This is a genomic window from Streptomyces sp. NPDC031365 (assembly GCF_055569765.1).
The window spans coordinates 337,021-350,884 of the sequence record NZ_JBVIIM010000002.1 but is presented as its reverse complement, the minus strand read 5'-3'; the positions used below and the strand labels follow the sequence as shown (position 1 = coordinate 350,884).

Annotated in this window: 5 protein-coding genes; 2 read left to right on the top strand and 3 right to left on the bottom strand. The window is 71.2% G+C overall.

All coding sequences use genetic code 11. The annotated features are described in order from the left end of the window. Nucleotides 1-51: 51 nt before the first annotated feature. From ACZ5C2_RS04265 to ACZ5C2_RS04255, 3 genes are all read right to left on the bottom strand, one after another. The gene (locus ACZ5C2_RS04265; RefSeq protein WP_468786347.1) at nucleotides 52-5,661 is read right to left on the bottom strand and encodes an Eco57I restriction-modification methylase domain-containing protein; all 5,610 of its coding nucleotides are present in this window, start codon (nucleotides 5,659-5,661) and stop codon (nucleotides 52-54) included. A gap of 85 nt (nucleotides 5,662-5,746) precedes the next feature. Next, a complete protein-coding gene (locus ACZ5C2_RS04260; RefSeq protein ID WP_468786345.1) occupies nucleotides 5,747-8,833 on the bottom strand; it encodes an SNF2-related protein in 3,087 nt (1,028 codons plus the stop codon). Between the two features lie 112 nt (nucleotides 8,834-8,945). Then, nucleotides 8,946-10,340 (bottom strand): serine/threonine-protein kinase, encoded by a 1,395-nt coding sequence (locus tag ACZ5C2_RS04255; RefSeq protein ID WP_468786343.1) that lies wholly within the window; start codon nucleotides 10,338-10,340, stop codon nucleotides 8,946-8,948. A gap of 208 nt (nucleotides 10,341-10,548) precedes the next feature. Here ACZ5C2_RS04255 and ACZ5C2_RS04250 point away from each other — a divergent pair, with 208 nt between their 5' ends. Further along, nucleotides 10,549-12,192 carry a CBS domain-containing protein gene (locus tag ACZ5C2_RS04250; protein WP_468786341.1) on the top strand — a complete coding sequence of 548 codons (1,644 nt, stop codon included), beginning with the start codon at nucleotides 10,549-10,551 and terminating at the stop codon, nucleotides 12,190-12,192. A 377-nt stretch (nucleotides 12,193-12,569) separates the two neighbouring features. Continuing rightward, a complete protein-coding gene (locus ACZ5C2_RS04245; protein WP_468786339.1) occupies nucleotides 12,570-13,796 on the top strand; it encodes a cytochrome P450 in 1,227 nt (408 codons plus the stop codon). The last annotated feature ends 68 nt before the right edge of the window (nucleotides 13,797-13,864 follow it).

Here is a 13,864-nt window from a genome sequence, read left to right as displayed (position 1 = left end):
CCCTGCCACTCCTCTGGGATGGCAGGGCTCTCGTGTGCGCCGGGCGCCTGATCAGCTCTCGGCGTCTCCAGGCGGCCGGGTGTCACCGGGCTCCCAGCCGGCCTCGCGCAGGCGTCGCGTGAACTCGGCGTGCGCGGCACGCATTTCCTTCCTGCGGTTGGCGCGGTAGAGCGGGTCGGTATAGCCCTCCGGTACCGCGTACTCCTCCGGGAAGCCCTCCGGCTTACTCAACTGTTTCCAGGCGTCCTTGGGCTGGCCGTACCCGTGCTGCTGGTGCGCCTTGGCGATACGACGGCCAGTGGCGTCGAACCACATGTTCTCCTCGTACTGCTGAAGCACGGGGAACCGGGCGTCGTACATGGCCACCAACTCCTCGGCACTGATGCCCAGCCAGACGGCGACGAGGGCGTCGATCTCAACAAGGGCTGCGCGGCGGGTGAACTCCGTTCGAAGGGGGGTGTCGCGGGTCCAGGTCCGGTCCACCCCTTCGGCGAGCGGGGGTGCGTCTTCGGGCCACGCTTTGCTGGCAGCCCACGTGTCCTGCTGCCAGGTGGGGTCGTACAGCTCCTCCCAGAGGCGAGCGTAAGCGTTGGTTTGGCAGTTGAGGCGGAGGGTGCGGAGGAGGAGGGACGAGGCGAGAGGATGGCCGGGCGTAGGCGCGGGCAGCGTCTTGGCTTCGCCAACACGAAGGTCGTTACGGCCCGTGGCACGCAGGTAGTAGTCCGACGGCAAGGCGCTCATGAAACCAGCGACCAGTGCGGTGTCGGTGCTGCTACCCAGCGACATCGAGTTCATCAAGTCGACATGGGTAGGGCCGGGCGGGATAAGGGCCGCAAAGAGGCTGCGCTCGGTATTGAACGCGATCTGCCTGCGCCACACCACCCGGTAGAACTCCGAATACGGCCGCTTGCTAGCCGCTCGCAGCAACGCATCGGCCGCCCTGTGCAGATCATGGTTCTCCTGCTCGGGATCCGTGGCCTTGACGTCGTTCTCCGCAGCTTCGACCGCTGCGGGGTCATCCCGGAGCTGCTCAAGTCGGACGTGGTCCACCCAGCAGTCCTGCGCATCGACGAATCGCGGTAGGTCACCTACGGGTCGATAGTTCGTGCGCGGCACGGCGTCGACCGGAAGGTTCCGGTGGTCCCAAGCCTCGTAATCACGCATGCTCTTCGAACCGCCCTCTGGCGGCTGCTTGTGGTATGGCGTAGCGATGTGGATCAGCGGCCCTTGAAGGATGACATCCTGCCATGTGCTGGCGGGGCCAGGCGCCCACGCGAAATAGCCCGCCTTGCGATCTGTCGTCTCGTAAAAACCGATAGTGACGCGTGGATTGAGCGAGGCGAGCCGATGCGGCCACTTCGCTAGGGCAGTGAGTGCCTTTTCTTCAGCTTGCGTTACCGGGAAGAGAAGTTTCGACTGCTCGACGGGAAGGGGATCATGCTTGCCTGCCAATTCCCGCCACTGCACAAGACGTGAGCGGTTCACCGTGAGAATCCGGCCCTTGTGCGGCCGGAGGTCCCACTTACCTTCATGCTTCACACCCGGCAGAGGATCTTCGTCATGGTTGTGCCGCACGGACCGAACGAGCACACTCGGGTGCAGCAGCCAGCTCATGTGCTGGAAGCTGATGTCCTGGTCCCTGCCATACACGTTCACACTGAAGTGGCTACTGTTTCCCACCGGGTTGGCGAAGATGAGCAGCTCATTGGTGAAGTCGGCATGGAAGCGCAAGTGCCGGTAGGCAGCTCCACGCAGGACCGCCTCCTTCGCCCCCGTGAAGTGGGTCGACGGGTGAATCAGCCCGGCGATCCCGCGCTCACCCGTGGCCCTCCACCCCAACAACATGAACGCCCGATACATGTCCGGCCGCGTCCCCACCAGCTCCGGATACGTATCCACCGACGACAAGAACTCCGAAACCCCCGCCACGGTCCCCAGTTCACCCAGGTAGAAAGACCGATGCGCGGGCTTCGCCATCAGCTCGGCCACGTTCCGTTCCCGGTCGGCCTCCGCGTCCTTGCCGCCCAGCACGAACCACGGCTCCAACTCCGCCAGGACCCCGTTCTCGTCCCACTCCTGCCGGACCCACGGCGGATTCCCCACCATCAGGTCGAACCCGCCCTCCGCAAACACATGCGCGAAGTCCAACTCCCAGTGGAAGAACCCCCGTTCCTTGGCGATCCGCTCCACCGCCTCGTACCAGGGGAACGTGTACCCCAGGTCCGCCGGCTTGGCCCACGCCGTGGCCTCGGTCATCTTCTGGTCGAGTTCGCGTTCCCTGTCGTCGAGCTCGTCCAGGCTGCGCACGCCGTCGAAGGAGAGCAGCGAGGTCTGCCGCCCCTCCCCCGTGTCCACGTCCACGCGCCCGACGACGGCCTCGGCGAACTCGATCCAGTCGTCGAGGGACTTGAGCGCGACCCGGCGCCGGGGGTCGCCCTTCTTCAGCAGCGTGCGGTCCTCGCCGCCCGGGCGGTACTCGAAGTCGTCGGAGCCGTCGAGCAGCCCGATCTCCTCCAGCGGCCAGAACCACAGCGCGCACCAGGCGTCCATGAGCTGCTTGAGCCGCCAGTAGGGGGTGCCCTTGCGGTGCAGGGCCTCCAGCACCGCGTCCCGGTCCATCGGCGCCCGGCCGCCCGAACCCGAGCCCGTCCCAGCCGCCTGCCCGTCGCGCGGTATCACCGCACCCCACACGTCGACGTGCCGCGAGATCTCCCGCTCCGACAGCCGCAGCCGCATGACGACCAGGTCCCACAGGTACTCGACCCGCCGGGCGAGCCGGATCAGCCGCCCGGTCTGCGTCCGCACCCCTGGCTCCCGGTCCTCGTCCTCCCGCACCGGGGCGGCGGCCTTCACACTGGTACCAGCCCCGCCGGACGACACCTCCAGCGACGGCTGCTCCCACACCTCAAGCCCGAGGTCGAACGCCCCCTGCCCCAGCCGCCCCTCGTCCGCCTCCGCCGCCAGCTGCTCCGCCGAAGGCGCCGTCTTCTTCTTCGGTGCCGCCCTCTTCGGCTCGCCCTTGGGGTTGCGCCGCATCGCCGAGCGCCACTTGCGCAGCGCCTCGACCAGTTCGGGCTCCAGCCAGTCGACGACGTCACCGTCGACCACGGCCTTCACGGTCTCTTCCGCCGTGCCCTTCTTCAGCGTGCGCAGCCCGACCTTCTCGCCGATCGAGCCCCAGCCCATCGCGGGCAGCAGGAACTGGTGCACCTCCCGGCCCTTCAGCGACTCCCCCAGCGGGACGTGCCGGGGCTTCTGCGGGGCCTTCGACGTCAGCCAGCCACCCTTGCTCAGGCTGTTCCCGGGATACACCTTCCGCGAGGCACCCACGAGCGAGTTGCCCCGGTGGAGGTGGAGGCCGTACCAGGGGGCCTTCATGCCCCGGTGCATGGTGTTGAGCCACAGCGAGATCTCCGCCAGCTCGACGGCCGTCTCGTTCAGGTCGACGCCGTACGCGTTGTGCAGGGCGATGTACGCCTTCACCTTCTGCAGTTCGCGCTGGTAGTCCTCGGGGTCGATCTCGACGCCCCGCTCGCGCTGGGCGAGCCGCAGGTACAGCTCGGCGAGCTGGTTGACGGCCTCGTTGAGGAACGCGCCCGAGCCGAGGGCCGGTTCGCACACCCGCCAGCGCAGCACCTCCGCCGCGTTCACCCACGCCTTCTCCGGCTCCTTGGGATCGACCCCGCCCTTCTCGTCCAGGCGGAAGCGCAGCGTCTGCTCGACGGTGGCCTGGGTGAGGGATTCCGGCGTGTAGTAGGAGGCGCTGGTCTGGCGGTCGCGGCCGGCCAGGCGGTACACGTAACTGCCGACCTTGCGCGGGACCGGGACGCGCTCGTGGGTCTCGGGGTTGATCTCCGTGGCGACGAAGACGCTGTCGTCGGGGCCGTCCGGGTAGCGGCCGGAGCGGACCTGGCTGGCCCGGATCAGCCAGGAACCGCCGCTCGGGTCACCGCCCTTGGCGACCTCGTACAGCGGTTCGTCGGCGATGAAGCCGGTGTACGACATCAGGCCCTCGTACACCGCGCCGAGGTGGTTGATGCTGAGGTTGGCGTAGGAGATGAAGCCGCCGCGCCCGCCGCGCCCGCGCCCCTCGACGACGGTCAGGTTGCGCAGCACCTGATGCAGGACCTTGTTGCGCAGCCGCAGATCAAGGTGTCGGGCCCCCTCGCGGGCCGTACCGTCGGGATTCTTGTCGTCGGGGTGGACGATCACCTGGTCGACGAGCTCTATCGACTCCGGGTCGAAGAGGCGGGACTTCAGCGCCTCGATGCGCACGCCCTCGTAGCCGTCGTCCTCGGACAGTTCCACCGCGTCCACGACCGGTGCTTCCCCGCCCGCGCCGGTCACGGCCGCCGCCTCGCGCGAGGTGATGGTGTCCGCCGTCGGGTGGCCGGTGAAGACCTTCTCGAAGAGCAGGGCCAGGGAGTCGTGGAAGTGGTGGCGGTCGCGGGAGGTGCTGGACAGCTTCTCCTGGACGGCGAGTTCGCGCAGCCGGGCCACGCTGTAGCCCTGGACGTACTCCTCGCTCCTCATCGGGAGGATGTCCAGCTCGGGGCGGGCCTCGGCGTAGAGGAGGAAGAGGATGCGGTACAGGTAGCGCAGCGACTCCTTGGTGAGCAGGTGCGGCAGCGCGCCCCGCTCGGCGAGCGGGCCCGGCAGCCACTCGGGAAGGTCGTCGTGGGGGACACCCCAGCCGCGCGCGAGGTCCAGGACCTCGTTGGCGATGAGCTGGACGGACGCCTTCAGACCCTCGCGCAGGTCGCCGGTCACGCCCACGGAGTGGTCGCGGGACTCCGCCACCAGCCGGGCGATGTCGTCGTCCCCGCCGTCCTCGGCCGGGCGCAGGGCCTGGGCGCCGAACAGGGCGGCGATCACGTCGACTTCGCCGGCGCTGGCGCCCTTGACGCCCTTGCGGGGCAGGGCGACCTCCAGGCTGACGGCGAGATGGCGGCCGCGGGCGTAGCTCTCGCGGTCGGCGAGGACCATGACCCCGCCGAACAGGAGCAGGGCGTAGCGGGGTGCGCCCTCGGCGGAGAGCAGCCAGGCGGCGAGGTCGGTGACCGTGGTGAGGGTCTTGCCGGAGGCCACGCGGACGGGCACGGACAGGCGGTTGGCGGTGCCGTCGCCGCGGGTGGCGCCGATGTCGTCGGCGAAGCCGCCGGTCAGGACGGCGACGCCCGGCTCGCTGTGGGCGACGGGCACCGCGACGGGGCCCGCGGCGCCGTGCACGGTGAGGTGGCCTGGGCGGGGGGTGAAGCCGAGGGCCTTCAGCACCCGGTCGTGCCAGGCGTGCAGGCCCGCGCGCCACGTCTCCTCCGGGCCGTCGCCGTACGGGCGGGGGGCGGGGGCGGGCTGGAAGGCGGGCGGCTCGTCGTCCGGGCCGGTGTGGTCCTTCAGCGCCTCGGTCGCCCGCTGCTGGGCGGCGGCGGCCTCCGGGTCGGGCAGGACGTTGTACTTGTCCGCCTCGCCGCCCACGCCGAGCCGGACGTCCAGGTAGGGGCCGGTGAGGTCGCGCAGTCCCTGCCGGGGCGTGGGGCGGCCCTGGCGCTCCTCGGCCGCCCACTCCTTGAGGCGGCCGGTCTTCAGCTGCTTGGGCAGGATCTCGTCCAGGTAGAAGGACGGGAAGTACTCACCCTCGTTGATCAGCGCGTCGAACTTCACGCTTGCCGCTCCTGCCGGGTCGCTTCGGTGACGGGGTGCGCGGGGTGCCGGGGCCCCACGGGGTCGAGGGGACGGACGGCGGTGGTCATGAGCTGGGCTCCAGGACGGCGAGGACCCGCACCATCGGGTCGCCGGTCGTGCGCAGCCGGGCCGCCGCCGCCTCCAGGTTCTCCGCGGCGCGCTCGCGCGCGGTGTGCCCGCCGGTAAAGCCGGGCAGCTTCTGCTCCAGCCAGTGGCCGACCTTCGCCCCGTAGGCGCGCAGCGGGCGGTCGATGTGCTCCTCCGCCTCCTGCCGGCGGCGGCCCATCTCGCGGCGGGTGGCGTCGACGGCGGCCGGCACCAGCCGCTGGAGCGCGGCCGGGTCGCCCGCGGCGAAGTGGTCCGGCATGGACGGGCCCAGGCCCAGGCCGTCGAGGAGGGGACGGGTCAGTTCCCGGACCCTGGGCTCCTCGCCGGGCCGGTCCAGGTGGTCGACGGCGAGCCAGGCCACGACCGTCGGGCGGCCGTCCCGGTTGGACCACACCCCCTGGGTGAGGAAGACGGGCTCCGGCACACGGGCGCGGTCCACCTGCATCACCAGGGCCTGCTGGCGGCCCAGCTGGACCAGGACCTTGTCGGTGATCCACTCCAGGACGGGGTGCAGCTCGCCGACGTAATGGGCGTCCGGCCACAGCGACGACGAGTCGGCGTCCTCACGGGCCCGGCGCAGGGAGTCGGCCGCGTCCTCACGGCTGAAGGTGAGCTTCATGCGGCTGGTGATGCCGTGGTCGCGCAGGTAGCCGGCGGGGAGCACGTCGAGCCGGTCGGCCAGGTCCTCCGGGGTGTCGAAGCTGAGGTCGGTGCCGTGCACGGTGGTGTCCAGGCGGAACGCCTCCAGGTCGGCGAGCTCCTCCAGGCCGGTGAGGACGTAGTCGCGGCGGTCCGTGAACAGGCGCAGTTCCTCGACGGTCCGGACCGGGGCGCGGCCCGTGCCCGCCGCGGCCGGGGCGGGCTCCGGGGCCGCCTGCGGGGTGCCGGACACGGTGTCCGTGGTCTCCGGGGTCTCCGTAGTCTCCGTGGCGTCGTCGAAGCCGAAGTCGAAACCGATGTCGAGGTCCTCGTCGTCGTACCCGTCCGTGCCCGTGCCGAACTCGGCGTTGAGCTGCTGCGCGAGGGGCAGCCCGTCGGGCAGGCCGCCCTCGCCGAGGGCGTCGAGGGTCTCCGGGGCGACGGTCTGGAGCGCGTCCACGGCAGGCTGCGGCGCCTCGCCCCGGAACAGCGCCTCCATGACGCGCTTCTCCTCCAGGTCGGCGTCGTTGTCCCTCGTCGCCGCCTCCACGGCGCCGAGGACCTGGTGCACCCGCTCCTCGCGGGCCAGGACCTTCTCGGCGATGTCCGTGTCGTCCAGCGCGCCCTCCACCGCCGACTCGAGGATCATCGCGCGGAACTCCGGCGGCTCGGTCTGCCCGTACCGGTCGATGCGGCCGTTGCGCTGCTCGACCCGGATCAGGCTCCAGGGCAGGTCCCAGTGGAGGAGATGGTGGCACTGGCGGTGCAGGTTGACGCCCTCGGAGGCGCCGTCGCCGGTGAGCAGCAGCCGCACGTCGCTGCCCGCGCGGGCGAACTCGTCGACGTACTCCATCTGCACCCGGTCGGAGGTCCCGGAACCGCTGTACATGACCTTGACCGCGGCCTTCGCGTCGTCGTCGGACGTCCAGCCGAGCAGGGGCGGGAGCACCTCGCCGAGCCAGTCGAGGGTCTCGCGGCGCTCGGAGAAGACGACCGCGCGGGTGCGGCTGCCCGCCTTCACGCCGATGCGGCGCAGTTCCTCCACCAGCCCGGCCAGCTTGGATGCGGCACCCGGGTCGCCGTTGCCCGCACCGGCCCGTTCGATCGCGCGGGCCAGCTCCATCAGGCGCAGCAGGGAGGCGGCCTCGGGGGTCGTCGGGGCGACGCCGGTCAGCGGGTCGTCGGTGACGCGGTGCCGCTGCGGCAGGGCGTGTCCGGTGCGGGTGAGGCGCTGGCGGGCGGTGGCGAACAGGGCGCGGTGCGAGGACAGGAAGGACTTGAGCAGGACGTAGGGGAAGAGCCGGTCCTCGGTGGCGGCCCGCTGCTCGCGCCGCTTCAGCCAGTGCTCGGTGAGCTCGGCGAAGACCTGCTCCTCCAGGTCGTTCGCCCGGCACCGCACGGGGTGGGAGCCGCCGCGCGGCGCCCAGTGGTCCTTGAGCTGCTCCGCCACCTCGGCGCTGACCTTGGTGCGGCGCAGCATGAGGTGTTCCAGCTCCTCCGCCTTCGGCCGGCTCGGGTCCTTGACCGCCATCGGGTCGAGGAGGCGGACCAGGCCGGTGAAGGCGGGCATCTCGCCGTTGTGCGGGGTGGCACTGGCCAGGATCAGCGCGTCGGTGCGCTCGGCGAGGAGGTCGGCGAGGGCGCGGCGGTCGCTGCCCTGGTTGATCAGGTTGTGCGACTCGTCGATGACGACCGCGTCCCAGTGGATGTGCTCCAGCCACGGGCGGTAGCGCCGGGGGTTCTTGAGCGTGTCCATGGAGATGATCACGCGCTTGTAGTACGTGAACGGGTTGCGGCCCGCCGGGATCTTCCGTTCGATGCGGGCGATGCCCGCGCTGTCGAGCCGGACCAGCGGCAGGGAGAACCGCGTCCACATCTCGTGCTGGAACTGTTCGAGGACGGGCGCGGGCGTGACGACGAGGATGCGCTCGCCCCGGCCGCGGCGGATCAGCTCGCCGAGCAGCACCCCGATCTCCAGGGTCTTGCCGAGCCCGACCACGTCGCCGATCAGCAGCCGGGGGCGCAGCGGGTTGGCGAGGGCCTTCTCGGCGGGCCGCAGCTGGTAGTCCATGCGGTCCAGGAGGAAGCCGCCGGTCAGCGCCAGGCGCCGCTCCCGCTGCGGCAGCGGGGTCTTGCGCAGCACCGCCTCCAGGAAGAGGCGGCCCCGGCGGAAGTGCGGGGAGCCGTCGGCGATGAGCTCGGTGTCCTCGGGGCGCAGGACGCGCGGCCGGTCCATCGTGGGCGCCAGGAACCGGGCCTCCTGCCCGCGCACCAGGTCGGAGGCGCCGACCGCCTCGATCAGGTACTCGCCGGGGCGGACCTGCCTGCTGGTGCGGACCATCCACTCCTCGTCCCGCACCTCGATCACCGTGCCGGCGGGCGGAGGGCCGTCGGGTGCAGGCATCAGGGGTCCTTTCGGGTGGTTCCGGGCGTCGTCGAGAGTAGCGCCGTGGCGGTGGGGGCTGGTCGGCGCGGTCGGGTCCTCGGTGCGGCCGGTCACGGGCCGGCGCGTGGGGTTACAGGTCCCCGCGGTGCGCGTACCGCTCGCGGAGGCGGTCGGCCACGCGCTGTGCGGCCCTGGGAGGGGCCTGCGGGGTGCCCGGGGCGGTGGTCTCCGGCTCCGCCGTGTGCCGCTCCTCCGGCCGCGGGGCGGGGAGGGGGTAACTGGTGGGGACGGGAGGGGGACCGTCACCGGGCTCGGCCCGAGGAGCCGGTGGCGTGGGCTCGGCGGGGCCGGGTGCGGGATCGGGATCGGGATCGACGAGCGTCGGCGTGTAGCCGCCGGGCCTTCCCCGGCCCTCGGCGGCGTCGGCCGCCCGCTCGATCTCGTCCGTGTCCACGAGGCCGTAGAAGCCCGGGTCGTCCTCGGCCCAGGGGGCGTCCGGGGCCGCGCCCTCGTCGACCGCCTTCTGGGCCAGTTCCTGGACGGCCGGGTCGGCGCGGTCGGCGAGCGCGTGCGGCGGCAGTTGCGGCGTCAGCCCCGAGGCGGCGACGCGGGCCCGGAGCTGTTCCATGGCGGCTTCGAGCGTCAGACCCGCGTCGGCGAGCAGGGTGAACAGGCTCTCCTGCACGCCGTCGAGCCGCGGACGCTGACAGGGACCGGCGACGAGCACCTGGGCGAGCAGCGGCAGGAAGTCCACACCCACGCCGTCCCACTTGGGCGGGGTCATCAGCGGCATGAGCGGATACGGCGGCCGTCCCGTCAGCGCGAAGAAGAGGGTGGCACCCAGGGCGTACACGTCGGCGGGCTCCTCGACGTGCTTGGTGTCCCTCAGTTGCTCGACGGGCATGTAGGGGCGCGTGCCCATGCGGTCGCCGGTCCGGGTGAGCGCCTGGCTGGAGCGCCGCTCGGTCAGCACCGCCAGACCGAAGTCCAGCACCACCGGGCCGTCCGGGCCGAGCACCACGTTGCTCGGCTTGAGGTCACGGTGCAGCAGACCCGTCCCGTGGATCGCGCGCAGGGCGTCCACCAGGGCCAGGCCGAGCGCCGCGTACGGTCCGGCGTCGAGGGGGCCGGACTCCTTCACCAGGGTGTGCAGGGAGGGTCCCGCGATGTAATCCATGGCGAACCACGGTTCGGCGGCCTCCGGATCGGCCGCGCGCAGGGCCGGAACCCGGTCACTGACGACCGCGCGGATGGCGTCCACCTCACGGGCGAACCGTTCGCGGGCCTGCGGTTCGTCCAGCAGGTGCGGCTGGATCATCTTGACGACGACGAGCCGTGCCGGGTCGGCTTCCCCGTCGTCGTCGGACTCGGCCAGACGGTAGGCCGCGGCCATCTCGTCCGGGAGGCCCTCCAGCGGGATCCTGCGTGCCAGATAGGCGACGCCCATACCGCCCGCGCCGAGCCGGGCCAGCAGTTCGAACGGCCCCACCACGCGTGGGTCGGCATCGATGTCCAGCGGCTTCATCGGCGCTCTCGTACCCCCCACGCTCCGGTCACGGCCGTCACCCCGGCCCCATTGCCGCCGCACAGTCTACGGGCTGTGGCGGAACGCACACGGACGGCTGAAAAGCGTCTCTTGAGAGGCTGAAGTGACGTCTTTTCAGGAACAGTTGGAAGTGCTGACTGACAGTCACGGCATGTGATCGCCTGGTGTGCTCACGGGGAGGAGCGGTATGCGGGCCTGGGTCGTACGCGCGGGAGAGAACGGGGAGCGGGAACGGGCGGCCCTGGAAGAGGGCGTTCTCGTCGTCGGATGGGACAGGCTCGCGATGGGTGACCTCGCCGACGCCGCCACCCGTGACGACATCAAGGCCGCCGTCGCCGCCGCCTACCCCGACGAAGGCCCGTACACGATCGGGAACTGGACCGGCCAGCTCCACCGCTTCGTCCACGAGATCCGGCCCGGCGACCTGGTCGTCCTGCCGCTGAAGTCCCTGCGGGTGGCCGTCGGCAAGGTCGTGGGAGCGTACGAGTACCGGGCCGGGGCCGCTGAGGGGATGCGGCACGTGCGGCGCGTGGAGTGGCTCGTCACCGACATCGACCGGCAGGAGATCCAGTCCGATCTGCTGGACAGCATGGGCTCCCTGCTGACCGTCTTCGAGATCAGCAGGTTCGGGGCGGCGGACCGCGTGGCCGCGCTGGCCGAGGGAAAGCCCGACCCGGGCCGGCCCGACGCCGACGAGTTCGCGGCGACCCTCACCGAGCCCGCGAAGCTGTTCGAGGAGGTGCGACGGCGAGGCACCGAGGAGCCGCTCACCCTGTCCATCCGGGACTTCCTCGCCGTCTGGGGGGTCCAGCGGCGGTACCCGGCGTCCACCGAGCAGATCAAGAAGGAGTTGGAGGCCCGTGGGCTGGTGACCGTCCCGCCTTTCACCGAGGGCACGCTGGAGAGCAGGATCGCTGTGCTGGCAGGGGGTGCGGAACCGGACGAGTCGGGCGCGAGCGCCGTGACCAGGTTGTCGGGCAGCGCGGTGCTGGAGGCGGCGCACAGCATCGCGGCCCTGCTGGGCGACACGGCCCGGTGGGCCTCGTCCGGCAGCGGGTCGGCCGGGGTCGGCGCCCACCTGCCCTCCGACGAGGCAGCCGAGACCCAGGCCGTCGCCTACCGGGTGAGCAATCTCGACTCCGCGAACCGCATGCCCGAGTGCGTGCGCGTCGGGGACAGCCTCGGGACGGCCACGACGCTCCTGGTACTGCGCGGTTACAGCCAGCTTCCCGTGCTCGACGAGGACGGGCGGCTGCGTGGCGTCGTGAGCTGGGAGTCGATCGGACGTGCCCGGATGGCCGATGCGAACGCCGGACTGCAGGCCGCCACCGTACGGGGCCAGGAGGCGGACGGTTCGGACGATCTGCTCGACTGGATCGGGGCCATCCAGCAGTTCGGGTACGTCATCGTCCGCGACCACGACCACAAGGTGTGCGGGCTGATCACCGCCTCCGACCTCACGGTTCAGTTCGGCACGCGGGTGAGGCCGTTCGTCCTGGTCGAGGAGATCGAGCAGCGTCTGCGCCGTGTGGTGGACCGGTGCATCCCCCTCGAACGCATCAGAGCCACCGTCCCGCGCGGGCGCGCCGCTCAGGTGCACTCCGCCGCCAACCTCACGTTCGGGGCGTACAAGCATCTCCTCAAGGCGCCGGAGAACTGGGCCGCCCTCGGGTGGGGCATCGACCAGGAGCACTTCCTGGCGGCGCTGGAGGAGTGCCGGAACTTCCGCAACGGACTCATGCACTTCAGCCCCGACCCAGTGACCGAGGAGCAGTTGAGGCCGGCTCAGGGACTACTTGAGCTGCTGCGCTCGCTCGACCCACAGATCTGACCGGGCCTGTTCCGCGGGTACGTCTCCGCCCGCACCACTGTCGCCGGCAAGAAGGTGCGTGTCTTCGCGACCCCTCTCGGCCTCGGGTGTGGGAGTCCACCCCCAACTTCTCGGACCACGGCCTGGTCCACGCCGACCTGCACGTCAGATGACCTGCTCCCGCCACGGTGACCGGCGGCCGGCCCACCGGCCGCCGACAGGAGGTCAAGAAGTACCCGGTCGCGGCGAGCGCCGGCGCCGGAGACCACAGTGCCGCCGGCGGGCGATTTTCGGCCGATGCCCGGTCCCGGTGCAACCGGCCGCCGGGCGCCCTGTCGCATCTGATGGTTGATCAATAACCTTGTGCGGTACACGAAATGACGAGCACAGGGAGCCCCATGTCCACCGCACAGCAGGTGCCCGACATCCTCTCGCCCGAGTTCGCCGCCGACCCCTACCCCGCCTACCGGGTCATGCGCGACACCGCGCCCCTCATCTGGCACGAGGCCACGAAGAGCTACATCGTCTCGCGGTACGAGGACGTCGAGCGTGTCTTCAAGGACAAGGCCGGCGAGTTCACCACCGACAACTACGCGTGGCAGGTCGAGCCCGTGCACGGCAAGACGATCCTCCAGCTCAGCGGGCGGGAGCACGCCGTGCGCCGGGCCCTCGTCGCGCCCGCCTTCCGCGGCAGCGACCTGGAGCAGAAGTTCCTGCCGGTCATCGCGCGCAATTCACGCGAGCTGATCGACGGCTTCCGGCACGCCGGCTCCGCCGACCTGGTCGCCGACTACGCCACCCGCTTCCCGGTCAACGTCATCGCCGACATGCTGGGGCTGGACAAGGGCGATCACGACCGCTTCCACCGCTGGTACACGGCCGTCATCGCGTTCCTGGGGAACCTGTCGGGCGACCCCGAGGTGACGGCGGCGGGCGAGCGGACCCGGGTGGAGTTCGCCGAGTACATGCTGCCGATCATCCGGGAACGCCGCGACAACCTGGGCGACGACCTGCTGTCCGCGCTGTGCGCCGCCGAGGTCGACGGGGTGCGGATGAGCGACGAGGACGTCAAGGCGTTCTGCAGCCTGCTGCTCGCCGCCGGCGGGGAGACGACGGACAAGGCCATCGCCGGCATCTTCGCGAACCTGCTGCTCCACCCCGACCAGCTCGCCGCCGTCCGCGCGGACCGCTCGCTGATCCCGCGCGCCTTCGCCGAGACCCTGCGGTACACCCCGCCCGTCCACATGATCATGCGGCAGTCCGCGACGGAGGTGGAGGTCAGCGGCGGCACCATACCCGCGGGCGCCACCGTCACCTGCCTGATAGGTGCCGCCAACCGGGACGAGAACCGCTACCGCGATCCCGACCGCTTCGACATCCTCCGCGACGACCTCACCACCACGACCGCGTTCTCCGCCGCCGCCGACCATCTCGCGTTCGCGCTCGGGCGGCACTTCTGCGTCGGCGCGCTGCTGGCGAAGGCCGAGGTGGAGATCGGCGTCGGACAGCTCCTCGACGCCATGCCGGACGTGCGCCTCGCCGACGGCTTCGAACCGGCCGAGCAGGGCGTGTTCACCCGCGGACCGCAGAGCCTCCCGGTGCGGTTCACTCCCGTGAACGACTGACCGCACGGCCGGCCACCGCATGCCGGTCCACCCCGGGATCCGGGCCCGCGACGGGCCCGGGGACCCCG

Coding starts and splice junctions, on each gene's coding strand:
- ACZ5C2_RS04250 (WP_468786341.1), top strand. CDS start 10,549: ATGCGGGCCTGGGTCGTACGCGCGGGAGAGAACGGGGAGCGGGAACGG.
- ACZ5C2_RS04255 (WP_468786343.1), bottom strand. CDS start 10,340: ATGAAGCCGCTGGACATCGATGCCGACCCACGCGTGGTGGGGCCGTTC.
- ACZ5C2_RS04245 (WP_468786339.1), top strand. CDS start 12,570: ATGTCCACCGCACAGCAGGTGCCCGACATCCTCTCGCCCGAGTTCGCC.
- ACZ5C2_RS04260 (WP_468786345.1), bottom strand. CDS start 8,833: ATGCCTGCACCCGACGGCCCTCCGCCCGCCGGCACGGTGATCGAGGTG.